This is a genomic window from Paenibacillus polymyxa M1, from assembly GCF_000237325.1.
Taxonomy (GTDB): Bacteria; Bacillota; Bacilli; order Paenibacillales; family Paenibacillaceae; genus Paenibacillus; species Paenibacillus polymyxa_C.
On record NC_017542.1, the window covers coordinates 4,992,685 to 5,016,493 of the forward strand.

General features: G+C 44.7%; 21 protein-coding genes. 6 read left to right on the top strand and 15 right to left on the bottom strand.

What is annotated here, in order from left to right:
- Positions 1-30: 30 nt before the first annotated feature.
- The 3 genes from PPM_RS22585 to PPM_RS22595 all read right to left on the bottom strand — a co-directional run bounded on the left by PPM_RS22585 (position 31) and on the right by PPM_RS22595 (position 3,417).
- Entirely contained in the window at positions 31-1,335 is a 1,305-nt protein-coding gene (locus tag PPM_RS22585) for a sensor histidine kinase (protein WP_013373151.1), read from the bottom strand.
- Positions 1,336-2,070, bottom strand: coding sequence for a LytR/AlgR family response regulator transcription factor (locus PPM_RS22590; RefSeq protein WP_013373152.1), 735 nt, complete (start codon positions 2,068-2,070; stop codon positions 1,336-1,338).
- Positions 2,071-2,394: 324 nt separating this feature from the next.
- A complete protein-coding gene (locus PPM_RS22595) occupies positions 2,395-3,417 on the bottom strand; it encodes a S8 family serine peptidase (protein WP_013373153.1) in 1,023 nt (340 codons plus the stop codon).
- 414 nt (positions 3,418-3,831) lie between these two features.
- On the opposite strand from PPM_RS22595, the gene PPM_RS22600 reads away from it, so the two are divergent.
- Positions 3,832-4,341, top strand: coding sequence for a thiol reductase thioredoxin (locus PPM_RS22600; RefSeq protein WP_013373154.1), 510 nt, complete (start codon positions 3,832-3,834; stop codon positions 4,339-4,341).
- Between the two features lie 110 nt (positions 4,342-4,451).
- Here the strand turns inward: PPM_RS22600 and PPM_RS22605 are convergent, their stop codons facing one another.
- Positions 4,452-4,982: a GNAT family N-acetyltransferase gene (locus PPM_RS22605; RefSeq protein ID WP_013373155.1), complete on the bottom strand. Its 531-nt coding sequence runs from the start codon at positions 4,980-4,982 to the stop codon at positions 4,452-4,454.
- A gap of 249 nt (positions 4,983-5,231) precedes the next feature.
- Here PPM_RS22605 and PPM_RS22610 point away from each other — a divergent pair, with 249 nt between their 5' ends.
- Positions 5,232-6,206: a ring-cleaving dioxygenase gene (locus PPM_RS22610; protein ID WP_013373156.1), complete on the top strand. Its 975-nt coding sequence runs from the start codon at positions 5,232-5,234 to the stop codon at positions 6,204-6,206.
- A gap of 159 nt (positions 6,207-6,365) precedes the next feature.
- Here the strand turns inward: PPM_RS22610 and PPM_RS22615 are convergent, their stop codons facing one another.
- The 4 genes from PPM_RS22615 to PPM_RS22630 all read right to left on the bottom strand — a co-directional run bounded on the left by PPM_RS22615 (position 6,366) and on the right by PPM_RS22630 (position 12,846).
- Entirely contained in the window at positions 6,366-8,063 is a 1,698-nt protein-coding gene (locus PPM_RS22615) for a M3 family oligoendopeptidase (RefSeq protein ID WP_013373157.1), read from the bottom strand.
- Positions 8,064-8,278: 215 nt separating this feature from the next.
- Complete coding sequence (gene thiD, locus PPM_RS22620) at positions 8,279-9,088, bottom strand: bifunctional hydroxymethylpyrimidine kinase/phosphomethylpyrimidine kinase (RefSeq protein ID WP_013373158.1); 810 nt, start codon at positions 9,086-9,088, stop codon at positions 8,279-8,281.
- A gap of 197 nt (positions 9,089-9,285) precedes the next feature.
- Positions 9,286-10,692: a hypothetical protein gene (locus PPM_RS22625; RefSeq protein ID WP_013373159.1), complete on the bottom strand. Its 1,407-nt coding sequence runs from the start codon at positions 10,690-10,692 to the stop codon at positions 9,286-9,288.
- Between the two features lie 252 nt (positions 10,693-10,944).
- Positions 10,945-12,846 carry a bifunctional 2',3'-cyclic-nucleotide 2'-phosphodiesterase/3'-nucleotidase gene (locus tag PPM_RS22630; protein WP_013373160.1) on the bottom strand — a complete coding sequence of 634 codons (1,902 nt, stop codon included), beginning with the start codon at positions 12,844-12,846 and terminating at the stop codon, positions 10,945-10,947.
- A gap of 254 nt (positions 12,847-13,100) precedes the next feature.
- On the opposite strand from PPM_RS22630, the gene PPM_RS22635 reads away from it, so the two are divergent.
- The 4 genes from PPM_RS22635 to phnE (PPM_RS22650) all read left to right on the top strand — a co-directional run bounded on the left by PPM_RS22635 (position 13,101) and on the right by phnE (PPM_RS22650) (position 16,586).
- Complete coding sequence (locus PPM_RS22635) at positions 13,101-14,069, top strand: phosphate/phosphite/phosphonate ABC transporter substrate-binding protein (protein ID WP_013373161.1); 969 nt, start codon at positions 13,101-13,103, stop codon at positions 14,067-14,069.
- Positions 14,070-14,170: 101 nt separating this feature from the next.
- The gene (phnC, locus tag PPM_RS22640; protein WP_025674722.1) at positions 14,171-14,941 is read left to right on the top strand and encodes a phosphonate ABC transporter ATP-binding protein; all 771 of its coding nucleotides are present in this window, start codon (positions 14,171-14,173) and stop codon (positions 14,939-14,941) included.
- Positions 14,938-15,792, top strand: a complete 855-nt coding sequence (gene phnE / locus PPM_RS22645; protein WP_016324733.1) for a phosphonate ABC transporter, permease protein PhnE — start codon at positions 14,938-14,940, stop codon at positions 15,790-15,792. The genes phnC and phnE (PPM_RS22645) overlap by 4 nt, the downstream gene beginning before the upstream one ends.
- The gene (gene phnE / locus PPM_RS22650) at positions 15,789-16,586 is read left to right on the top strand and encodes a phosphonate ABC transporter, permease protein PhnE (protein WP_013373164.1); all 798 of its coding nucleotides are present in this window, start codon (positions 15,789-15,791) and stop codon (positions 16,584-16,586) included. Before phnE (PPM_RS22645) ends, phnE (PPM_RS22650) begins: the two co-directional genes overlap by 4 nt.
- A gap of 85 nt (positions 16,587-16,671) precedes the next feature.
- Here the strand turns inward: phnE (PPM_RS22650) and PPM_RS22655 are convergent, their stop codons facing one another.
- From PPM_RS22655 to PPM_RS22685, 7 genes are all read right to left on the bottom strand, one after another.
- Positions 16,672-17,802 carry an aminotransferase class V-fold PLP-dependent enzyme gene (locus PPM_RS22655; protein ID WP_013373165.1) on the bottom strand — a complete coding sequence of 377 codons (1,131 nt, stop codon included), beginning with the start codon at positions 17,800-17,802 and terminating at the stop codon, positions 16,672-16,674.
- Positions 17,803-17,964: 162 nt separating this feature from the next.
- Positions 17,965-18,840 (bottom strand): sulfate ABC transporter permease subunit CysW, encoded by an 876-nt coding sequence (gene cysW / locus PPM_RS22660; RefSeq protein WP_013373166.1) that lies wholly within the window; start codon positions 18,838-18,840, stop codon positions 17,965-17,967.
- An 87-nt stretch (positions 18,841-18,927) separates the two neighbouring features.
- The gene (cysT, locus tag PPM_RS22665) at positions 18,928-19,761 is read right to left on the bottom strand and encodes a sulfate ABC transporter permease subunit CysT (protein WP_013373167.1); all 834 of its coding nucleotides are present in this window, start codon (positions 19,759-19,761) and stop codon (positions 18,928-18,930) included.
- A gap of 79 nt (positions 19,762-19,840) precedes the next feature.
- The gene (locus PPM_RS22670; RefSeq protein WP_013373168.1) at positions 19,841-20,905 is read right to left on the bottom strand and encodes a sulfate ABC transporter substrate-binding protein; all 1,065 of its coding nucleotides are present in this window, start codon (positions 20,903-20,905) and stop codon (positions 19,841-19,843) included.
- 376 nt (positions 20,906-21,281) lie between these two features.
- Positions 21,282-21,962, bottom strand: a complete 681-nt coding sequence (locus PPM_RS22675) for a hypothetical protein (RefSeq protein WP_013373169.1) — start codon at positions 21,960-21,962, stop codon at positions 21,282-21,284.
- A gap of 116 nt (positions 21,963-22,078) precedes the next feature.
- Entirely contained in the window at positions 22,079-22,576 is a 498-nt protein-coding gene (locus tag PPM_RS22680) for a hypothetical protein (protein ID WP_013373170.1), read from the bottom strand.
- A 47-nt stretch (positions 22,577-22,623) separates the two neighbouring features.
- Entirely contained in the window at positions 22,624-23,673 is a 1,050-nt protein-coding gene (locus tag PPM_RS22685) for a leucine-rich repeat domain-containing protein (RefSeq protein WP_013373171.1), read from the bottom strand.
- Positions 23,674-23,809: the final 136 nt, after the last annotated feature.

Sequence of the window (23,809 nt, forward strand, 5' to 3'; positions counted from 1 at the left end):
AGCGTCTACGCCCTTTCACGAATTGGGTTCCTATTCTAAGTCCCATAAAATAATATTGACGCAAAACCGGTCTCCCCCGGTCCTTATATCCAGGATTCCTGAGTTTTCTTTTACAATCTGCTTGACACTTTTCAATCCAAAACCATGATTTTTTCTATTCTTTTTATTACTTATAAAATTACTATTTACAAACAGTGGATTAAACGTATTGGAAATCTCTATATAAAGCTGCTTTTCATGATATTTTAATTTTATATCCATTGTTTTCTTACCTTCAGTCACCTTGTCACAGCCCTCTATTGCATTATCCAGCAAATTACCAAAAACAACGGCTATAATATTATTATTTAGAGAAAATTTTTCTGGAAGAAAACTATCAACGTTCACTACAATACTTTTTTTAGTAGCTAAATTTATTTTCTCGGTGAGTACGTAATTAAGCACATTGTTGGGTGTGTATTTCTGAGTTTCAGTACATTTAATATCTGAGAGAATTCCTTCTATAAACCCCTCTGCTGCCTCTACGTTATTTTCTTTCAACAATCCTTTTAAGGTCAACAATTCATTTTTCATATCATGCTTGATTCTCCGAATTTCTTTTTGCGATTTTTCCAGATTATCATAATGAATATTTTCTGCTTTAAGATTGAAGTTTAATAATTCCTGCTCTATGATTTCGCCGTACATTCGACTTAATTGTTCATAAATAATTAACATGATGATATTGATCGATAAAACACCAATCATAGAAATTACACTTAACCACTCATTTGGGTTCTTGCCTGATCTTAAGATCAAATCAAAATGACTGCACGACAAGCAAAGAGTTATGATAGGAACTGCATACAAACACATGTATAAATAATGCAGAGTAGTTTCTCTTTGAGAAACATCTATTTTAAAAAGTAAAGGAACCCATAAAAAAAAGGAAAATTTACTGATTTTTGAGAGGAGAGCACCCGCTTCGTAATAATAAGATACATTATCTGATGTAAGGAGTACATTTGGAAAACAAACATTCATGATGGCGTAACATACTCCTTCAGATAAGATTTCAATTGCAATTACAACTGTACCCCAACACAGTTTTGTTGTTATATGATTTTTCGGGTAAAAACAAAGTACAGTGAACACTGGAACAACATTTAGCATAACATCAAATGTTATTTTCAAAAAATACATACTGACTACTGTCAGACCTATTAATGCAATCGTAAACAGCCAGATTTTCTCCGTCGAAAGTCCCTTTTTAGTAAATAAAACTTTATTCAGAAATCTACTTATGATGAAAATATCAAATGAATTGAGTATAAAATCAAACATGGCTCTTTCCAATTAGAATCTCTTCCTCATATAATTCATCATTTTTTGTTTAAAATCTTTTTTATACTTTCTACTGATCGGTAGTTCCAAATAAGTATCCTGAATTTCGCCATTTACGATCCGTTTCATCATAATATTTTCGCATTTTATTCCTACAACGTATTTCAGGTTAATGATATACGAAGCATGAACCTGAGTGAAAGCCATCGGATCAAGTTGAGCAAGTATTTGTGAAGTTGTCTGATTACACTTATATTCTTTTGTCTCTGTATAAATATAAGCAGCCCTTCCACTTTTCTCAAAGTACATAATTTCATCTTCGTTTACAATGAGCTTATTTCGTTCATAGCTAAACTCAAAATAACTATGTGAACTATGCAAATAGTGATCAGCTCTTTGAAGAACCTCAAAAAGGGTTTCTTTATTCACAGGTTTCAGTATGTAATCAAAGGTTTGTACTTTAAATACATCTGGCATGTATTCGTCATAATTGGTTACAAAGATAATTACAGCTTTATTGTCAAACTCTCTTACTTTTTTGGCTAAACTAATGCCATCCATATCCGCCATCTCAATATCAAGCAGATAAATATTGTATTCCGTTTTATTCTTAGCTACATATTGCAGCAACTTTTGCCCACTTCCAAAAGTATCTACTTCTACTTTAGTAAAGGGATATTCTAACGTAAACCTCTCCACCCGGGCAAGTTCTACATTTGTATCATCACACAGAGCAATGTTTAACATCCAATCACATCCCTACATACATTAATTATTCTTAATTGTAAAGTATCGTGTATAGGTTAACTCATGAACTTCACATCAATGAATTAATTCTCAGTTGCAAGGAACAATATGATTTCCGGTCATGCCCAGCACAATTCCAATCCCCTCTTTGCCGGGTTTATTATGTAGTTTCAAAGTTAACCTTATATATTATATAATGCTTACTAATTACATATATAGTATAGCATTTCAAGTTTTCTATAATCAACACTTTTTTCTAAATAAATACATTTTTATGTTTTTATTTAAATACTAAAAATATAGATTTCAAACAGCTTAATTTGATTAAATACCTAGCTCCTCCAAGTACTTCAACAATGCTGCAAGAGAACATACATTTAATATATGTATATTGTGATAATCGTTTAAGGTATGATTCAACTCTTTTTCTAAGCTACTCCAAAAATCATCAAAATTACTAAAAGTTATTCCCGTTAACTCAGAAATAAAGGGAAACTTATATAAAGAATGGATGTCAATTTCAAGATTAGTGGTTTCATAAATCGCTTTTTCTATAGACTTGCCAAATTTTTTTACTAAGTTACTATCAATGTCAGCATCAAGGATGGGTTTAAATTTAGGTACTGTCACCTCATATTCCAAAGCACTGCGTTCAAGAATATCATTAACCTCTGAAAACGTGATATCTTTATTATAAATGACAGAGTTCGTCACCTCAGAAGAGATCAGTTGCATACTTCTCCCCACACAAAGAGCATTCGCTTTAGAGGTACCTTTAAAAAAGGCAAATCGTTCGGCAAGTGTATAGACAAAAATTGGAGCTTCATCAAATACGGCTTGGATCTCTTTACTTTTTGAAAACAAAAATGACTCAATTGAACAAAACATTTGCCCATTTACACCAATGACAGTAGGCAGACTAGCTGGATAACTACTCTGACTACCATTTTTTACAGATACAAAAATAAGTTTATTTTGATCTACTAACTGCTGTGTAATTTGGCTAAGTTGCTGATAGTATCCTTCTGAAGTAACCGAAATGCTTATGCATATATATTTAATATTCAGATTAAGGCATTTCTTCAACGCCATCTGCAAGAGTCTAGTACTCGTTTTCCCTTCTTCATTTGCTATTTTTATGATGTAAAACTGAGCCTCACTAAAAACTTGCATAATCGTATCTGCCACAGATGTTCCATGCCCATGGTCATCCTGAAAATCATTATCCTCGATAATTTCGTTTCCTGAAAATTGAAATCTCACTCCATCTATAACATGTTTATTTAAACTTTGATTCGTCATATCCATTCCAGTATCAATTATGACTACTTGTTTGTTGTTAAACATAGTCTTCACCTATCCTATCAAATTTGTAGAATGCTATATATAAATTAGCACTTTAGTTTGATATAGAATGTGTAAGTGATAAAATAACCAATTTCATGCTATAAAAAGCAAATTTTCGATAAAAATGTATTAGAAATTCAATGCTGACCATTATAATTACGAGTTACTAGAGTATTCAGCAAGACGCAAAATGACACAATATGCGCTGATTATTACAGTAATATTTTTACGTAGATCAACTGTAGTAACCTTATTCATAGATTAACTACAGCTTAAGAATACAGGCTATCTGAAGCAATTAATCTCAATAGTCTGTTAAGGCTCCGTATAAATATTTTAAGAAGGTGATAATCAAAATAATATTATATGTCCGTAAAATTAGTATCAGGCAAAAAATTAATGTGGAGGTTTCTTATGATAAAAAACCGAAAAATTCTACCGTTCAAACTAGCTTTTATATTCTGTATGTGTTTGACAAGCTTTTTCATTGCTAATGATACTAACTATGCTGCAAAACATAAGAATTTTACGACTATAGAACAAAATAAAAATATTCCGACTGTTGAAGAATACGAGAATGATGTAAAAGATTTACCTAGACTTAATGCGAATGAAACCATGGACAAATTCAACTCGGGAGAAGGTTTTTACCTTTATATTGGTAGACCTAGTTGCTCCGATTGTCGTGAATTCTCTCCCATTTTAAAAGAATTTTCTGTGCGTATATCACAACCCATCTATTATTACAATCTGGATGGTGGGGACTGGGGACCAGCCATTCGGCAATTTCTTAGAGATCACATCAATTTACAAGCTACTCCAACATTAGCATATATTAAAGATGGAAAAGTCGTTGCCCAACAAGTTGATACTGGACCAAATGCTGATGAATTGCTAACTATTTTTGCCGATTGTCCTCAGTAACCTTTCGCATTCCAAAAATGATCGATTCAAATCATTGAAACTTTGACTCGCAAGATGGGATTCTTTGAAAAAAGATCCTTCTTGCGAGTCTTCTATACTTTATATTTTAATCACACTTCCCACTCTTCCCGTAAAAGCCCCATTCGGATCGAATCATAATACTTTCCATTATAATATCTGCACTTGCGAAGCCTGGCTTCGAGGGTCATGCCCAGCTTCTCCCCGACCTTCATCATCCGATGGTTTCCTGACCAGGTTGTAAAGCCTACTCTTACTAGAGGCAATGTATTAAACAAATGGTCGATCCACAATCGAAGTGCTCTCGTACCATAGCCACCACTCCAATACCCCGAATCATAGATACCTATCCCCATTTCAAGCCATAGCGAAGGCTTATGCTCCCAGTAGTAACTCACGGATCCAATGACCTTGCCTTCCACTTCAATGAGCCAAAAATCATCTTGTTCGACTCGCTTATTCTTCTCTTTTAAATACTCCTCAAAAGTAAGCGTCTTATGTTCATAGTAGGGTGCATCCCATTGCTTCCATTCCGGTGCTTCTTCCTTGTAAGTTAGTGTCCAAAGTGCATATAGGTCTTCTTCTGTAGCAGGCCTAATCGTTAAATCCTTTTCTGTATACATCGAGTCCCTCCTTTTATCATAAAACGCTCATTTCTATGCTGGATTATATGATGCTTTATTCTATCTGCTTTTGCATAATATCGAGTATCTATTTTTCCATCTTTGGAGCCAGCGCATAATTCATGTTGACAAACAATCAAAAATAATATATCTTAATATCAAGATAATAAATATAAAGAAAAGTTTACAACGACGGTTTATTTTGCTTTGAAAAACCTAATCATATAAAAACCAAGGAGGGCAAATAATATGAAATTGTTAGGATTGCATCACGTTTCGGCGATTACAGCGGCAGCGGCTAAAAATGTTGAATTTTATACTCAGGTATTGGGACTTCGGTTGATCAAGAAAACGGTGAACCAGGACGATGTTAGTGTGTATCACCTCTTTTACGGAGATGAGCGCGGAACCGCGGGTACGGAAGTCACTTTCTTTGAAATTCCACATGCTGGACAAACGCGTACAGGGAATAACAGCATTTCGGCGCTCTCCCTACGGGTACCGAACGACAAGGCTCTGAATTATTGGAAAAACCGCTTCGAGCAGCTGGATGTGAAGCATGGCGAAATTATAGATCAAGCAGGACGCTTGGCGCTTTCGTTCGAGGATTTTGAAGGACAACGCTTCTTCCTCGTTTCAGATGAGCATGATCACGGAATGCGCGGCGGCACGCCTTGGGAGAAGAGCCCTGTCCCTGCGGAATACGGCATCGTTGGACTTGGTCCGGTTCATCTGACCATTCCCAAAGCGGAGAATACCATTCTTATTCTTGAACAGGTTATGGGCTTCCGCAAAAAGGGCTCCTACCCTTCCCCTGTTGCTGGACAACCGGATGTGGTTATCTACGAAACAGGTGAAGGCGGTACAGGAACTGAAGTTCATCTGGAAGAGCGCAACGATCTGCCACAAGAGCGACCAGGACGCGGCAGTGTGCATCACGTCGCTTTCCGTGTTGAAACCGAGGAAGAGCTCAAACAGTGGGTAGAGCGTATTGGTCAGCTGCAAATTTCCAACTCTGGTTTTGTAGATCGCTTTTACTTCCGTTCCTTGTACTTCCGTGAGCCGAACGGCATTCTGTTTGAATTGGCTACCGATGGACCTGGCTTTGACACCGACGAGGAACTGGAGTTTCTGGGCGAATCTCTGGCACTGCCTCCATTCTTGGAGCCGCGCCGTGCATCAATTGAAGCCAATCTCAAACCACTCAACACCAAACATGAATAAAGTTATATTTACTCTAAAATAAACACAAAGCCGGGACTTCTACATCATGTAGAGGTTCCCGGCTTTTTTCGTGCAACTGCTCTGCTTTCATTTAAAAAAGCATCTCATCTACGAGCTTTTCAGCTAGACAGGTAAGTGAAATACCCTTTTGGGCTGTGCTTATAGCTTTTTATCATCCACGCTGTTCAGCCATGCTTCGATTTCTCCGATCACAGAGGCGATACAGCCGTCTTGGAACGGTGAGATCAATCCAGCCAGCTCAACCAATCCGGTAAAGGATCGGCTTCCTCCGGCACGACACAGCTTCAAATAATCTTTCCATGCTGCTGCCCGGTCTTCACCCATGCGTTTCCAAAACTGGAATGCACACAATTGTGCCAGTGTATAGTCAATATAATAGAACGGAGATTGAAAAATATGTCCCTGCTTGTGCCAGAAACCGCCCTTTTCGAGGTACTCGTTGCCTTCATAATCCAGATGCGGTTTATACTTGCGTTCAATGGAACGCCATGCACTTTTACGTTCGGCCGGTGTCCAATCCGGGTGTTCATATACGGCATGCTGGAATTCGTCTACGGCTACACCGTAAGGCACGAACAGCAACGATGAAGATAGGTGTTCAAAGTGATATTTGTCCGTGTCTTCCTCGAAGAACAGCTTCATCCAAGGCCATGCGAAAAACTCCATACTCATCGAATGAATTTCAGCCGCCTCCATGGTTGGCCAGTGGTACTCGGGAATTTCAAAATGTCGGCTTTCATAGACCTGGAAGGCATGACCTGCCTCATGAGTCAATACGTCGATATCACCGGATGTCCCATTAAAATTGGAGAAAATAAATGGCGTGCCATATTCGCTCAAAAATGTACAGTAGCCTCCGCTTTGCTTGCCTTTTTTACTGATTAAATCCATCAGTTCACGCTCGACCATAAAACTGAAAAATTCATGTGTTTCCGGTGAAAGCTCCTCATACATACGCGCTCCATGACGAAGAATCCAGTCCGGGTCACCTTTTGGCGTAGGATTGCCTGACAAGAAGTTGAAGCCCTCGTCGTAATAACGGAGCTGATCTACTCCGATCCGCTCGCGTTGGCGCTCTTTCAGCTTGGTTGCCAGAGGAACGATGTGCTTCAGCACCTGCTCGCGGAAATTGGCTACCATCTCTGCATTGTAATCTGTACGTCCCAAGCGGGCATAGCCCAATTCTACAAAGTTGTCATAGCCCAGCTTGTGTGCCATGCGCGTACGTACCTTGACCAATTCATCATAAATTCGATCCAGCTCGTCCTCATGCTCACTCATAAATTGATACTTGGCCTCGGAGGCCTGTTTGCGTGTCTCGCGGTTGGTTGCCATTTCAAATGGCAGGAGCTGTGACAATGTGCGTTCTTCACCCTCGAACGGGATCTTCGCTGAGGCAATTAATTGGGCATATTCCGAGGTCAACTTATTTTCCTGCTGCAAATCCTCAATGATATCCGGGTGGAACGACTTGAGCGCCACCTCGGCAATACTGAAAAGCTGGCTCCCCCATTGGCTCTCCAACTCAGCTCTAAATGGAGACTCCACCAACGCCCGGTAATAATCGGTTACATACTCTTGGATAACCGGCATGAAATCATCAGCGTACTCTTGCTCCGCTTTGTAAAAAGCATCTTCCGTATCAATGGAGTGCCGAACTTCCACCAATTGCAATTGCGTTTCCACGTTACTACGCAGCTTGTTAATGGCATGAATAACTTCATTTTGACGTTCTACACTGTCCGCTTCACGAAACTGCTGTAACAGCGTTTTAAACCGCTGTTCAATTTCAGGTTGCACTGGTCGGCTGTAAGCCATTTCGCTGAATAATGTCATTGCTTCGTTTCCCCCTTTAATGTAATAAATCTGATGCCTATTATACAGTACGATTAGACCAAACTGGAAGCTGGAATTCCAAAATAATACAACCTCAAAAGCCGCAATACCATGTATTGCGGCTTTTGAGCCTAATCTAACGCTATATAACGAAGACATAGTTGGCTATACCAACCTGATATATATACAGTCTAATGGAGATTTATAAGTCCTCTTTATTGATTTTGCAAACGGTGTGCCACATGCAGGGTCGGACCGACAAATTCATTTAGCTTGAAGCCACCTTCAATGGCCTGTGTAATGAATTTCTTGGCCTGATCCACAGCTTCACGTACAGTCAGCCCTTGTGCCAAACCAGCCGTTACCGCAGCCGAAGTGGTACAGCCTGCACCGTGGGTAAAGTTGGTTTGTACAACATCCGCTTCAAACCAGTCAAAAGTGATTCCGTCATACAGCAGATCCATCGCTTTACCTGCGCGAATTTTGCCACGGTCCTTGATCAGCACATGCTTAGCACCACGCTCGTGGATAATAGCAGCCGCTTCCTGCATCTGCTCCAGTGTCGTGATCGGTCCTTTCTTCGCCAGCTGTGAAGCCTCGAATAAGTTCGGTGTTACCAGATCAGCGCCAGGAATCAACAATTCCAGCATGGCCTCTGTATTTTCCGGCTGAAGCACTTCATCCGTGCCTTTGCAGACCATCACTGGGTCAATCACAATCCGTTTCAGATCATGCTTTTTCAAATGGCTGGCAACCAGTTCGATGATATCTACAGAACCCAGCATCCCGGTCTTCATTGCATCAAAACCGATACCTTCCAATACAGTACGCAGCTGCGCCTCAACCACGTCCAACGCAACAGGATATACAAGATGGTTCCAGGTTCTAGGTTCCATCGCAACTACGGTAGTCAGTACAGTCATGCCATATACGCCAAGCTCCTGAAAGGTTTTCAGGTCCGCCTGAATACCTGCTCCGCCGCTTGTGTCGGAGCCGGCTATCGTTAGTGTTTTGGGAATCGTCATTAGTACATGCTCTCCTTCACTTTCTGTGCTGCATTTATCCTAATCCTGCATGCGAAACTTGTCAACGCGCAAAACAGTCCTTTCCATACGAAAAGTCACAAGAACCAGCAACAGCTAAAAAACGAGAATATCCCCCTTTGAAATGAGAACATCCTCGTAAGTACGTGTTATATGAAGAATTTGAATGAAATTTAGACTTATAAATACCCACCCGTACTGTGATCATAGGCATGATTTTTTTCATTTGCCCGTACGCCGAGGCAAAAACTCTGATACAACTGCTGCTGTCTTGGGGTAGCAAAATTCCGGTGCTGCTCAAATAAAGCCATACAACCAATGATATGCTCGGTATAGCTGTTATCGACAGACAGTTGCAGGCAATGTAGTGTTTGTTCCAACCCTTCGGGGTAATCGCCTTTTCGAAAATAATATTCCGCATACACCTTACAAAAGGAGGCAAAGCGAAATGCATTAAAGTGCTTGCGATAATGTGTGTCCCATTGTTCCGGGGCAAGCTCCCAGAAACTCTTGAGTTGCTGGCTGAACAGCTCCAGCTCGGCATCTACGAAATAACCAAACCGATTCGCTGATTCGAGCAACGTATTCAAGCCTTCCAATGTCTCATCCGGATGCTCGCGCAGGTAAGTAATATATTCATAGATTGCAGAGGTGTTGCCCATTTTGATTTCAATACAAAGTCTGTTGCCCTGTGCATATACACGATGCAGGTTGACTACTTTCCAGCCTTCCTCGTCCAGACCCTCAAACCAGCTCAAATCTGCATAACCTTCAATCCATTGCTTGGATTCCTCATATCTACCCTGAAACTCATAGCAGCTGGCCTTGAGCAGATGCCCTTGAGCATAGTAATAAACGAGCGGCTTAAGCAGCTCCAGGTGCTCATCTCCAAAACGGTTCCGATTGCGATACAATGCCTGCGCCAGCTCTCTTAGCTCGTCCGCATACATTTCCATCTCGGACCATTGCATTTTTAAAGCAAACACTTGAGATAGCATATGTAAGCCTTCCAGTGCATAAATTTCCGGTAGACGACTACGGTATAAATGGAATTGTACAGCAGCCTTCAAGTTCCGTTGGTTATCCTTAATCTGAATCTGGAATATGCGAAAATAGCTAATCGCCAACCGTTCGGAGTGGGTATACTTCTCACTCTCAATAACACAATCATACAAAAGCATGGAGGCTTCATGTCGGCCATCCTCAAACATCGCTTCTGCAGTCTCAAAAATAGCCGGAATATTCGATAAATCGTCCATCAAATAGCCCAGCACACTGCGTATACAGTCCAGCTTGTTCAACTCTGAGCAACGAAGAAGAAATGGACGCAACCTTCTCCAGTGGGGCAAGGAATGAATAAAACACTCATCTACATACATCTCGAACAAAGATCCTTCTTCCAATCCCATCGCCTCAGTAATCAGATCAAGCTGATTAACTGAAATAGGCCGTGGTGGGTTTCGGTTAAGTATACCGCTAAGTGTACCCGGATTTACCTTGGAAGCATCTGCAAAACATTGCATCGAAATACCTTCACTTTGAATATACTTTTCTATCTGTGCGCGGATCGTGGTGTTTTTTTCCAAAGGGACACCCCCTCAAACGAATGATGGTGACTTTTTCATTACCTTTTAAACCAAAATTTGTTTAATCAAAGTATATGTCTAATTATACGAGAGGTCAATAACTTTAAACACGACTCAGGACATACAAAATCACGAGTTTCGTACGATTTTAAATCTGTTTTATGAAAAAAGACCGTCCTCTGAGAGACAGTCTTTCTCTATTATTTTGATGCTGTGGGCTTAGAAGATCACAACTTGCAAAATGATTTAGAATCACCGAAAATCAAGAGCAAACTTAGCGTATCCTTCTACCGTCAGCCCTTCATAAAGCAACTCAGAATAAGCATTGGCGACATGCGTTGCTTGCGGCGAGGTTAGGAACGTCACATGTGGACGACCCGACCATGGGGCGAGGGACCAGTGACCGTCAGCCTTTGGCGTCAACGTCTTCATATGCCGCACATACTCAGTCAGCACATGCCGGTTCTCATCCGGTGAAGCCAGTACAATTCGCTCCCCACCTGGATTAACCAACGCAGAGGAGAACGCGCGATAGTTATTCGTAACAACCAGATAACTCCGCTGCATATCCATCGGTTCCCCTTCAAAAGACATATGAATGATTCTGTGCGCATCTAGGTCCTTTAGTTCCCCGGCAGCATCATATCTGGCTGGCTGTGTTACATCAATCTGGTACTCGATGCCATCGATGATATCAAAATTAAAGCTTGGAAACTCAGAATTAATCAGCTCTTGCTCCTCCTCTGCCGAAGGATCAATTTGCCGGAATTGACCGGCAGACCACTCAAGCCATTCCCGAATTTCTGCCCCACTCAGTCGAACGACATGCAGCGTATTCGGAAAATTGTACAGATCGGCGATATGTTTGATCGCTATCGTCCCTGCGGGAATATCGGTATAATACGCCGGACCATATCTGCCCCCTGTTTTAAAAGGAGCTGCTGCCGACAGAACGGGCAACCCCTCATACTCGCTCCCTTGTAGCTGCTGTTTCACATACCAAATTTGTGCATCATTCACAAGCTGAACCGAAGCATCATCCATCACCTGGGCAAAAAAGCTGTTCACTGCTACCGTCGTTCGACCTACAGGTGCACGAATATAATCCAGGGTTCCAGCATGTTCATCTGCTACCGCCTGCTGAATAGCAGTATCTGGTTGGACGAGTGCTTCCTTGCGTATCGGGTCATACACCGGGCGTACCTCGGCAGCAGATGCAGCCACTTGCCACTTTCCTCCAATAAGGGCCAGATCCAGATCAATGATACCCAGATGATCTCCCCAGAAGCCCGGCTCTACTGCTGGAATGCCATGAATGGTGCCCTGCTCTGCATTAACACCTGTCATACCTATAAACGAAGGGCCAGGAAATACTTTATGTGCATGACCAAACACAATGGCATCGATCCCTTCCACCCTGCTCAGATGCAGCACCGCATTTTCCATATTCGGGGTTTCGGGAATATCCTCAAAGCCTGCATGAGGCATAGCAATAATGAGGTCGGCTCCGGCCGACTGCATTTCTGGAATAAACCGTCTGGCGGTTTCCAGCATATCTTTGACGATAAGTTTTCCTTCCAACCATGCCTTGTCCCATTGCATAATTTGCGGAGGCACAAAGCCGATGACTCCCACCTTCAGCAGATGCTTACCGCCTGCTTCATCCTCTACCGTCTTATCCAGCAATAGATAAGGCGTGAAGTAGTTTTGTTCTTCCTCTCCCGCTATATAGATGTTGGCATTCACATAAGGAAACTGTGCTCCTCGAAGGCAAGTCTGCAAATATTCCAACCCATAGTTAAATTCATGATTACCAATACTGCCTGCCTCATACCCCAGCAGATTCATTGCTTTATAGACGGGATGCACCTCGCTTGGGTCCCGTTGGAGCCGCTGTACAGCATAATCTCCCATCGGATTCCCCTGAATCACATCTCCGTTATCCAGCAGCAGGTGATTGGGCACTTCTGCCCGAGCCGTGTGAATCAGACTAGCGGTTTGCGTCAGACCGTAATGCAGTGTTTCCTGATCTGTATAATAATCATAATTCCACAAGCTAACATGCAGATCGGTGGTAACCATAATGCGGAATTTCACCTTCACAGCACCTGCATATTCCCGCCCTGTCTTATCATTAACGTCCAAAATATCCAATCTTGTTCTCTCCCTCAGCTTCGGTCATAGAGCTTGAATAAGTCTAACAAAGCACTGTTAAGAGAATGTTAAAATAAGCAATTCGCTTAAGTACAGTCTACGGCCTCTAGCAAATGATAAATTTTACATCATTTTTACCAAAGTCAGGAGTGCTTTTTACCCTACCTGTGGGACTAGCTGTTAAGATTTGGTTTGTCACTGAATTTACAGGTTTTTTAAATTTTCGTTATTACGATGTTTAGGGGGAAATTATTTTGTTCAAAAAAGCACTGACCTTGTGCATGACCTTCACACTGGCAGCGGGTTTAGCCGCTTGTGGCTCAAATGCAAGCAATAACAACAGCGCCTCCACTCCGGGTACAGATGGCTCTAAAAACGAAAGCACAGCCTATGTTCCTAAGGAGTTAAAGGTACAATTCGTTCCTTCTCAAAATGCAGATACCCTCGAAGCCAAAGCTAAACCGCTCGAAAAACTGCTGGGGGACAAGCTCGGAATCCCGGTGAAAGTAACCGTATCTCCTGACTACAATACGATTGTGGAAGCCATGTCTTCCAAACAGGTAGATGTAGGGTTCCTTCCGCCTAATGCTTATGTACTGGCACATGATAATCGTAAAGCGGCCGACTTGCTCCTGCAAGCTCAACGCTATGGCATTGAAGATGCCACAGGCAAGGACACGACTGAAAAAGTAAACTTTTATAAAGCAATGATCGTGGTGAAAAAGGATTCTCCAATTCAAAGTCTGGCTGATCTGAAAGGCAAGAAGGTTGGCTGGCAAAATGTAACCTCCTCCGCAGGCTATGTGTACCCCGCAGCAGAGCTGAAAAAAGCTGGCGTGGACCCGGACACAGATGTGCAGGGTGTGACGATCAAAGGCCACGACGCTGCTATTCTGGCGCTGCTGAATGGTCAGGTTGATGCTGTCGCTGTCTTCCAGGATGCACGTAACACAGTGAAGAAGGAAATCCCGGACGTATTTGAAAAGACACGTGTCATTCATTACACAGCTAAAATTCCAAATGACACCGTCAGCGTACGTTCCGATATGGATCAAACGTGGAGAGACAAAATCGCCCAAGCCTTTATTGACATTGCCAACGATCCTGAGGGCGGCGAAATCATTAAAGAAATTTACACCCATGTAGGTTATGAAAAGGGCGACGATAAAAACTTCGATTCTGTGCGTGAATACGCCGAAGCTGTCGGCCAAGCGGTAAAGTAACAGGTACGAAACAGGCTTTACGAATGACAGGGCAGCACCGTCCATGTATTCATGGCGGTGTTGTTTTCATTCCACCCCATCAGGGAGAAAGTTGGGAGCATATGATCGAATTTCGAAACGTATCGAAAACATACCCGAACGGCACCAAAGGGTTGAATAATATTAATTTGACGATTCAGGAGGGAGAAATGGTCGTCATTGTCGGCTTATCCGGTGCGGGTAAGTCCACCCTGCTGCGTTCCATTAACCGACTGCATGACATCACGTCTGGCGACATCGTTGTAGGCGGCAGGTCTGTCACATCTGCCGGAGGCAGCGAGCTGCGGCGTATTCGCCGTGATATCGGCATGATCTTTCAAAGCTTTAATCTGGTTAAGCGTTCGACGGTGCTTCGCAACGTACTTTCCGGCCGCGTTGGTTATCATTCGACGCTGCGGACCATTCTCGGTCTCTTCCCGAAGGAAGATATCGAGCTGGCACTAACGGCGCTAGAACGCGTGAATATCCGGGAAAAAGCTTACAGCCGAGCCGATGAGCTGTCCGGTGGCCAACAGCAGCGTGTATCCATCGCGCGTGCTCTGGCGCAGGAGGCTAAAATCATTCTGGCAGACGAGCCTGTCGCGTCGCTTGATCCACTGACCACCCGCCAGGTGATGGACGATCTCCAGCGAATCAACCGTGAAATGCAGATTACGACCATTGTCAATCTGCATTTCATTGATCTGGCGCGCGAATATGCAACACGGATCATCGGATTACGCGCTGGAGAGGTCGTCTTTGACGGCACACCGGAGGAAGCTACGGATGAAGCCTTTGCGGAGATCTACGGCCGGGCCATCAAGCATGATGAACTGCTGGGAGTGGGATCATGAAGCCCGACTCTACTGTCCAGCCGCTCTCTTCGACGCAACCGTCACCATCTGCTGGACCGCCCCAGCCAAGTAAGCCGCCCGCAGGGCCACCTTTGCCAGGACGCTACAAGCGTTACGCCACCTGGATGATTTTTATCGTGGTGCTGGTAGCCTGCTCCATTCATACAGATGCCACGCCTTACCAATTGATCGTTGGATTACCGGAAATGGGCAAATTGCTGGAGGAAATGTTTCCTCCAGACTGGAGTTACCTGCCTACCATCTGGAAACCGATGCTGGAAACGATCCAGATCGCTATTGTCGGCACGACACTGGGAGCCATATTAGCAATCCCTGTCGCGTTGCTGTGCGCCTATAATGTGATGCCGCGCAAGCTGATCTCGCTGCCGATGCGCACGATCCTGAATCTGGTACGGACGATTCCCGATTTGCTGTTTGCCTCGATCTTTGTGGCTGTATTCGGCATCGGACCGTTTGCAGGGATGCTTGCCCTGCTCTTCTTCTCCTTCGGAATCATAGCCAAGCTGACCTTTGAGGCGATTGAAGCCATTGATCCCGGACCACTGGAGGCTATGACTGCTGTTGGTGCAAGCCGCATTCAAGTTATCGCCTTTGGTGTGGTTCCTCAGGCATTGCCTTATTTTGTGTCGTACTTGCTGTATACCTTTGAGGTTAATGTGCGTGCAGCATCTGTTCTGGGGCTCGTTGGCGCTGGCGGCATCGGTCTGCTGCTTGACCGTTCCCTTGGGCTGTTCCGATATGACCGGGCAAGCATTATTATTCTACTGACCCTCGTCATCGTCCTTGCGATTGATTACGGCAGTAACCTGCTACGGAGGAAGTTATTATGAATGATCCTACGCTTCGCAGACCTATTGGCTCCCGCCTGCGCTTTTGGGCGTTAGCTATTCTGCTAATTATCATTTACATTTGGGCTTTTCGCGGGATGCAGTTTGAAGGATTACAGGGGACGGCCAAAAGCGTCTCTGTCGCGATATTGGGCGGTTTCCTTCATCCCGACTGGTCGTTTGTCTACATCCCTGAGGGGGAGGATTTGCTGCGTGGGTTGCTGGATACGCTGGTCATTTCAGTACTCGGAACCTTCGTGTCCGCATTTGTCTGCTTGCCGTTTGCCTTTTGGGCATCCAGCAATATGAGCCGTCTACGCCCTTTATCAGGTAGCGGGAAGTTTGTACTTAGTGTCATCCGGGTATTTCCCGAAATGATCGTCGCCATTCTATTCATTAAAGCCGTAGGTCCCGGCTCGTTTGCAGGTGTGCTTGCCCTCGGCATTCACTCCATTGGCATGCTGGCCAAGCTTTTCTCAGAAACGATTGAAAGTGTGGATCACGGGCCGCAGGAAGCTCTGATCGCGTGCGGTGCCAACCGTTGGCAGGTCATTTTCTTCGCCGTGCTGCCGCAGGTGATTCCACAGTTTCTTTCCTATTCGCTCTATCGTTTTGAAATTAACATCCGGTCCGCAACCACGCTCGGTCTGGTTGGTGCAGGTGGTATTGGTACTCCGCTGCTGTTTGCACTCCAAATGCGCAACTGGAACCGTGTAGGCGTCATTTTACTCGGCATTGTAGTCTTAATCATTTTGACGGATCTGGTATCCGGCTGGTTGCGCAAACGGATCGTGTAATTAAAAGTCTCTAAATCAACAAAAGCCTCTCCGGTGTAAAAGGGACCTGCTATGCTCCCATTCACTCGGAAGAGGCTTTTGCTGTTCAACAACTCCCAGCTAATTCATCTATGACCCGCCGGACTTCCTCTGCCGTATTGTAAAAATGCGGAGCCACACGGATAATATCCTTTCGTGCCGACACAATCATATTTCGGCTCCGCAAACGCCTCTCTACCGCCGACACATCGGCTACTTCAACAGCGAGCAGACTTGGTAAAGTGCCTCCTCGATCAGGTATACGTATGTGTAGCCCCTTGCTTCGTCCATATTCAACAGAAAAGTCCAACAGTTCATTCATATAGGTCTGAATGTTCATGACCCCAATTTCCAACAGTAGCTTTAAGGCTGCATTAGCGGCAAAAATGCTAATGAAGGAAGGTAATCCTGTCTCAAAGCGGCGGGTTCCCGCCGCCGGAACCGGATGAGCAATATCAAACCGGGAGGCGGGCTCCTGTCCGAGCCAGCCCGTAAGACGGGGCTTGAAGCGTTCTACTCGGTCCTTGCTTATATAAAGAAAAGCCACGCCCGGTATCCCCAGCATATATTTGCGTGCTCCCGCGACCAGAATATCTATGCCCATCGCCTTTACATCCACCGGAATCATTCCTGCAGACTGATAGGCATCCACGAACAGTAACGCCTGATTTCGGTGAGCTATATGTGCAATGGATTTGAGATCTTGCTGAAATCCGTTGGTATAATTCACATGGGACACCATAATAAGCGCAGTATTCTCCGTAACATGCTCCTCATACTGCTCTATGGTTACTTCTCCCTCCGTAGAAGGGATACAGCAAATATGATCACGGAACATCTCCTGTGCCTGCCAGATGTGTCCTACCGTCGGAAAGTCGGTATCTGCATACACAATCCCTTCTTTTCCCGGTACATAAGGAAGGGCAGTAGCCACACCAGCAATCGCCTCAGAGGCTGAGGACATCACCGCAATTTCGTCAGGCTCCGCCCCGATGAGCTTGGCAAAATGCCCTCTGGCTTCTTCCAAACGTGCCATAGATAGGTCGCCGTTAAGACCGTGTTGCAGCAAGCTTCGATGATATTCCTCAATGGCAGCAGAAACCGGTCTCGATATCGCCCCCTGGGAACAGCTCCCTACATGGATATGTGAGGACAGCACCGGAAACAACTGACGGTAGGACTGAAACGGATGTTTCATATTTCCCTTCGCTCCTCTTGGGCACACCAACGTGCCTTGATATGATCATTTTATTATCCATATAAGCCACCTTAGAACAAGGGCCTCTCTTCCCATCTTCTCGCCGTTAACAGACGATAGACACAAAGAGAGGCCCTGTTGGATCATATACACAATTATTAATTAATGCACGCGTTTGCGTCCAAACCAGCTTTTAAGCACCAAGGTTGCCAAAGCAAGTAGCAGCAACAACGAGGCCACTGCAAAAGATGCCGAGAACTGATACTCGTTATACAAAATCTCCACATGCAGCGGAAGTGTATTTGTCTCTCCCCGAATATGTCCCGAGACGACGGACACTGCACCAAACTCGCCCATGGCTCTCGCATTACACAGAATAATGCCATACAGCAAACCCCACTTGATGTTCGGCAGCGTCACTTTCCAGAAAATGCGCCAGCCGCGCGCACCCAGCGTGACCGCCGCTTCCTCCTCCTGCTGCCCCTGATCTTCCATCAGCGGAATAAGCTCACGCGCCACAAAAGGAAATGTAATGAACAGCGTTGCCAAAATAATGCCCGGCAAAGCAAATATAATTTTAATATCATGCTCGTCCAGCCACGGCCCAAGCCAGCCCTGTGCGCCAAACACTAATACATACATCAGACCTCCGACGACAGGCGAGATCGCAAAGGGCAAATCAATCAAGGTGACCAGCACACCTTTGCCGCGAAAATGAAATTTTGTGATCAGCCAGGCGGCCGCTACACCAAATACCGTATTCAGCGGAACCGTTATCGCTGCCACCAGCAGCGTCAACCGTAATGCAGACATGGCATCCGGGTCCCGTAGCGCTTCAACGTATACACTCCATCCCTGCTTGAGCGCTTCGGTAAGCACGACAATTAGCGGCAATACCAACACCCAGAGCAAAGCTAAAAAAGCAGCACCAATTAGCGTCCACTTTACCCAAGGGGCTTCAGTTGTAACCCTATTGGGCGGTGCGGATGAAGGCACTGGTGCAGAAGCAAGCTCTTGCCCAGTTATCGCTTGTGACATGATGTATCCCTCCTTGAACACGGGGTTTAATGCGCAGGCCTCTGCTGTCTGCATGCTAACGTTAGACAGTTACATTAGACAATTACATTAGACTGCACGGCGCCGCGACCAGCGCTGAAAACTGTTAATCACGAATAACAACACGAATGAAATGACCAACAGCATCAACGCCACCGCCGTAGCTCCTGCGTAGTCATTTTGCTCTAACTTGGACATAATGAGCAGCGGAGCAATCTCGGTCTTCATCGGCATATTGCCAGAAATGAAGACGACAGAGCCGTACTCGCCAATGCCGCGGGCAAAGGCAAGCGCAAAACCCGTCAGCAGTGGCGGTACCAGTTCCGGCACAATAACGCTGCGGAAGGTACGCCATCTGCCCGCTCCCAGCGTAGCCGCCACCTCCTCCTCATCCTTGTCCAGCTCCTCCAGCACCGGCTGAACTGTCCGTACGACGAACGGAATGCCAATAAACATCAACGCGAGCGTAATCCCCGTCTGTGAGTATGCCATTTTCCACCCAAGCGGTTCGAATAGTGAGCCGATCCAGCCGTTCTGTGCATATAGAGCGGTCAACGCAACCCCTGCCACCGCCGTGGGCAAAGCAAAGGGCAGATCAATGACCGCATCAAAAACTCGTTTCCCCGGAAATTCATAACGCACCAGTACCCAGGCGATCAATAAACCGAGAAACAGATCGATCAGCGCCGCGGCTGCGGCACACAAAAAGCTCACCTTGTAGGAAGCTAGCACCCTGACATCAGTCGCCACGTCCCAAAATTTCTCCCACGTCAGCCCGGTTGAATTCAGGAGCAGTGCTGATAATGGCACCAGCACCACCAGACTGAGATACAGTACACTATAACCCATTGTTAACCCGAATCCGGGAAGTACGCGTTTTCGGGTGGCTTGCATTTGACTCATGTTCTGTCCATCCCTCTCTGTATCCTTTGACTATGGGACTCGCGCCTACCGATCCACTCGCCTTTACACTCCACTTATGTTATGAACTACCAGGTACATAAATCTGGTCAAAAATACCCTTGTCACTAAAATGCTTTTGCTGTGTCTCTTTCCATGTCCCAAATACATCCTTCAAGGTTACGAGCTCCAGCTTAGGAAATTGATCCTTGAACTTTGCCGTCACACTCTCCAATGTTGGGCGATAATAATTTTCGGCAGCAATGGTCTGCCCTTCTTCACTGTACAAATATTTCAGGTACGCATCCGCCACCTCGCGTGTACCTTTTTTATTTACCACCTTATCGACTACCGCTACCGGAGGTTCAGCCACAATACTGATCGACGGATATACGATATCGAATTTATCCGCACCTAGCTCCTTCACAGAGAGCAGTGCTTCATTTTCCCAAGCGATCAGCACATCGCCAATTCCACGCTCTACGAAAGTCGTCGTCGCTCCACGTGCTCCGCTATCCAGTACCGGCACATGCTTATACAGCTCCTGTACAAACTGCTGGGCTTTGGCTTCATCGTTATTGTTCTTTTTGAGCGCATAGGCCCAGGCTGCAAGATAGTTCCAGCGGGCTCCGCCCGATGTTTTAGGATTTGGCGTAATGACCTGTACATCGCCGCGGGTTAAATCGTCCCAGTCCTTGATCCCCTTCGGGTTCCCTTTACGTACCAATAACACGATGGTTGATGTGTACGGGGAACTGTTATGCTCATATTTACTTTGCCATCCCTCTTTAACAAGCCCTTTTTCCTGTAACGCATCAATATCATAGCCCAGGGCCAGTGTAACTACATCTGCATCCAGTCCGTCCTGTACAGAGCGGCTTTGCTTGCCAGATCCTCCGTGGGATTGCTTGATCGTGACCTTCTGCCCTTTCTCCTTCTCCCAATGGGCGGCAAACGCTTTATTATATGCTTCATACAACTCACGGGTCGGATCATAAGAAACATTGAGCAACTCCACTTCCTTGGAGCCAGAAGCAGAGCTACCATCCGCCTGCGTCCCTTCCTTGCTTGCCCCACAAGCACTTAGCATCATTGTTAAAACCAAAGATAGTCCGAGAATAAGCCGAATTTTGTGTTTCTTCTTCATCAAGACACCCCTCATTCTATGTAATTTGTAAATACACATTCATTTACGCCTGTTATTTACAGACACAATCAAAAAAAAGGGCGGAGAATTCCCTGATGCAGCCCTGATAGGTCAAACCTGTCGCGTGTACAGTGTCTGCCTGCTGTTCCTAGAGGTTCTCCGCCAGAATGGCGAGGTTATACTTTCATACTTTAATTCTTTAATTCCTACCTGTTTAATGAGTTATAGGGATATAATACGAGAGTTTATGAGGGATGTCAAACCTTTTTTTTGTACGGGATGATCTAATAATTTGCTTTCTTCAAGGGGGGGACAGTCAGAAACATTGTATACGTTTCCGACCGCCTAGAGGGCATGGGTACACGTGGAATACGACTTAGTTGGCTACCGTTTCAAGATTAATCGAAAAAACTCCAAATTGCTTCGGATTGTCCGTAGCTCTTCTCAGCCACAGCTCACCCGATCCCACCATAACTCCCTGATAATTAACAAACAAATCATCTGTCTTTTGGTTCACTAGCGCCTCACGAATCGCGTCCGTAAAGATCTGATCATATTTAGCCAGAAAATCTTTCTTGTTCGGAATCGTTAGCGACTTTTCACTATCATTGACACGCAGAGGGTACAAAATATAATTGGCTACCTTTTCCTTGTCATTGTCGGCAACAGCCTTCTGCAACGCTTTGAATGTGTCCAAAAACGCTTTAGGATCTTGAATACCTGCTACCTCAAAAGGATTTTGAGATGCATTGGGCGCTGCAGGAGAAGATGTATCTGATGAAGTAGCTGGGGCGGAAGGAGCTGACTTTTGCGCATCAGTACCGCTGTTTTCTGCACTCTTGCTCTCTTTAACTGCTTTGTCACTTTGGGCTGAACCGTTCTGATTGCCTCCAGCACTGTTCTCGATCATGCTTGTACTGCTTCCAGCATCACTCGGTTCAGCATTATTATCCTGGCCGCAGCCTGTAAGAGCTACAAATGTAAGTGTAAGTAAAATGGCTGTAAGTGACAGCCTCCGTGACATTTTGTAATTATCGGATTCATGTTTTTTGGGCACAACGGGTCATCCTTTCTGCTTTCTACTCTGACCTATTCTGTTCATTAAGTCTTCAACCGTTCTATTGTAACATAAGTAGACTAATGACCGCATGTCGTGCCCATTCTGGAAGTAGCTTACAGTGTAATATATGCGAAGGTTTTAACGCTTCCTCGTGATCCATCGTCCGTACTTACTTTCAAAATCAGCTCTTTCAAGGAGCCATTTGCAGCTTCATTCTGCCCCTCTGGCTTGATAAACAGCAGATCGTGGCGTTCTCCCGGCTGTAACGTTCGGCTAGAAAACCCGCTCGTTGTGCCTTGCAAGTCTGATCCATTCGAACTGTTGAGCTTGTATCGTACGGGTTGCTTTCCTGTATTCTTGATACTGATGTACAGCTTATGCCCCTCTTCAAATCTGAACTCTGTTTGTCCTTGTCCTCCAAAATTCATCTCCTGATCATGTACAATGCGTTTTGCTGCTTCTCCTTGCTCACTCTGTATACTAAGCGGAACCGTCGAATGACTCTGATTTACTTCTGTGATGGTTGATGACGGGAGGACTCTCATATTGGCAAAAGCGACATAACCTACGATCACCCCCGCCACACCCATCCAAACCCATTTTTCCACCATTTCATATCCCTCCTACACAAAATATGCTGAAGCTACGTCGTATGAATTCAGTCGTCACCATGATTGCACAGATGGAACGGCTTATCTTCTATAAGAAAGCGATCCAGCCAGGTCATGGTATATATAAATTCGGGTGCCGATTCAATCAATCCGTTCACAATGTCCAAGGAACGCAGACTCCTCAGGTTTTGTATCTCAGGGGGGAGTGTACGGATTCCACTATACGAGATATCCAGATACTCCAGTTGATGCAGCTCTCCGATTGCAGGAGGTACACTTCGGAATGACAGTTCCTCCTTGGGGATCACCTTGTAGTCCGGTGCCGGGCGATCATAGCAACCACAGCTGACTCTTAGGCTTTTGAGTCGGGATAACTTGGCAATGTCAGCAGGTAGCTCTTCCAAATCTGCTACTTGAATCGTCAGTGACTCCAATGATTTCAATTCAAACAATGCAGACGGTAGTGTTCGTATATCCTGTTCAAAGATAGTCAAATGCTTCAGAGAACGCAATTCTCTAATCCGTTCCGGGATCTCCGTCAAGCCAAACCGCATGAGCTCCACTCGATCCGGTTGATGCCGAATAGCATCGTTCAAAAACATATCTATATTGCCATGATGTTCAGGTTTGTGAATAAACACACCGGGGATAAGCTTTTCTAATTCATCTGCATCTTCTTTATCCATGTTCAATCTACCGATTCGTTCGTGAGCTATGTTAATGATCCAATCCTCTCCATCGGCATTCTGGAAACACAAATCTTCTGGTAGTTTCGGATGTACCCAGGAAAACAGACTGGACGCCGCTTGCTTTAATACTTTTCCAGCCTCAGGCGTGCATTGGTACCGGTAAAATGTTCCCGGTGTGTAGGCAATCGAATGATTCTCCCTTATTGCATCATAGGAGTTCGTGGACAGCAAAAAAGGATTCAATTGCTGTAACAATTTCTCGAACAGAACATCCTTATCAGCGACTCCATTCTCATCCTCAGTTACCCACTTATGTACGCCTAGCATAAACGTATCTGCCCGTTCCATAGCATAATCAATCAGTCTTTCATAAGCTGTCCCACGAACATCGCTGTATAATCGGAACATGTCTCTCCTCCTCTGTGCTGCCCTGCGCCCTGACAATAAAAAAAAGCCAAACTCATAATCTATTATGAGTCTGGCTGTCATATTTTTCAAACTTGTTCAAAGGAATCCATACGATGGCTCTCTATCTAGATAAGCC

Coding starts and splice junctions, on each gene's coding strand:
- phnC (WP_025674722.1), top strand. CDS start 14,171: ATGATCGAATTTCGAAACGTATCGAAAACATACCCGAACGGCACCAAA.
- PPM_RS22680 (WP_013373170.1), bottom strand. CDS start 22,576: ATGGTGGAAAAATGGGTTTGGATGGGTGTGGCGGGGGTGATCGTAGGT.
- PPM_RS22590 (WP_013373152.1), bottom strand. CDS start 2,070: ATGTTAAACATTGCTCTGTGTGATGATACAAATGTAGAACTTGCCCGG.
- thiD (WP_013373158.1), bottom strand. CDS start 9,088: ATGACGATTCCCAAAACACTAACGATAGCCGGCTCCGACACAAGCGGC.
- PPM_RS22610 (WP_013373156.1), top strand. CDS start 5,232: ATGAAATTGTTAGGATTGCATCACGTTTCGGCGATTACAGCGGCAGCG.
- PPM_RS22605 (WP_013373155.1), bottom strand. CDS start 4,982: ATGTATACAGAAAAGGATTTAACGATTAGGCCTGCTACAGAAGAAGAC.
- PPM_RS22595 (WP_013373153.1), bottom strand. CDS start 3,417: ATGTTTAACAACAAACAAGTAGTCATAATTGATACTGGAATGGATATG.
- PPM_RS22655 (WP_013373165.1), bottom strand. CDS start 17,802: ATGAAACATCCGTTTCAGTCCTACCGTCAGTTGTTTCCGGTGCTGTCC.
- PPM_RS22685 (WP_013373171.1), bottom strand. CDS start 23,673: ATGTTCCGATTATACAGCGATGTTCGTGGGACAGCTTATGAAAGACTG.
- PPM_RS22600 (WP_013373154.1), top strand. CDS start 3,832: ATGATAAAAAACCGAAAAATTCTACCGTTCAAACTAGCTTTTATATTC.
- phnE (WP_013373164.1), top strand. CDS start 15,789: ATGAATGATCCTACGCTTCGCAGACCTATTGGCTCCCGCCTGCGCTTT.
- phnE (WP_016324733.1), top strand. CDS start 14,938: ATGAAGCCCGACTCTACTGTCCAGCCGCTCTCTTCGACGCAACCGTCA.
- cysW (WP_013373166.1), bottom strand. CDS start 18,840: ATGTCACAAGCGATAACTGGGCAAGAGCTTGCTTCTGCACCAGTGCCT.
- PPM_RS22615 (WP_013373157.1), bottom strand. CDS start 8,063: ATGACATTATTCAGCGAAATGGCTTACAGCCGACCAGTGCAACCTGAA.
- cysT (WP_013373167.1), bottom strand. CDS start 19,761: ATGAGTCAAATGCAAGCCACCCGAAAACGCGTACTTCCCGGATTCGGG.
- PPM_RS22670 (WP_013373168.1), bottom strand. CDS start 20,905: ATGAAGAAGAAACACAAAATTCGGCTTATTCTCGGACTATCTTTGGTT.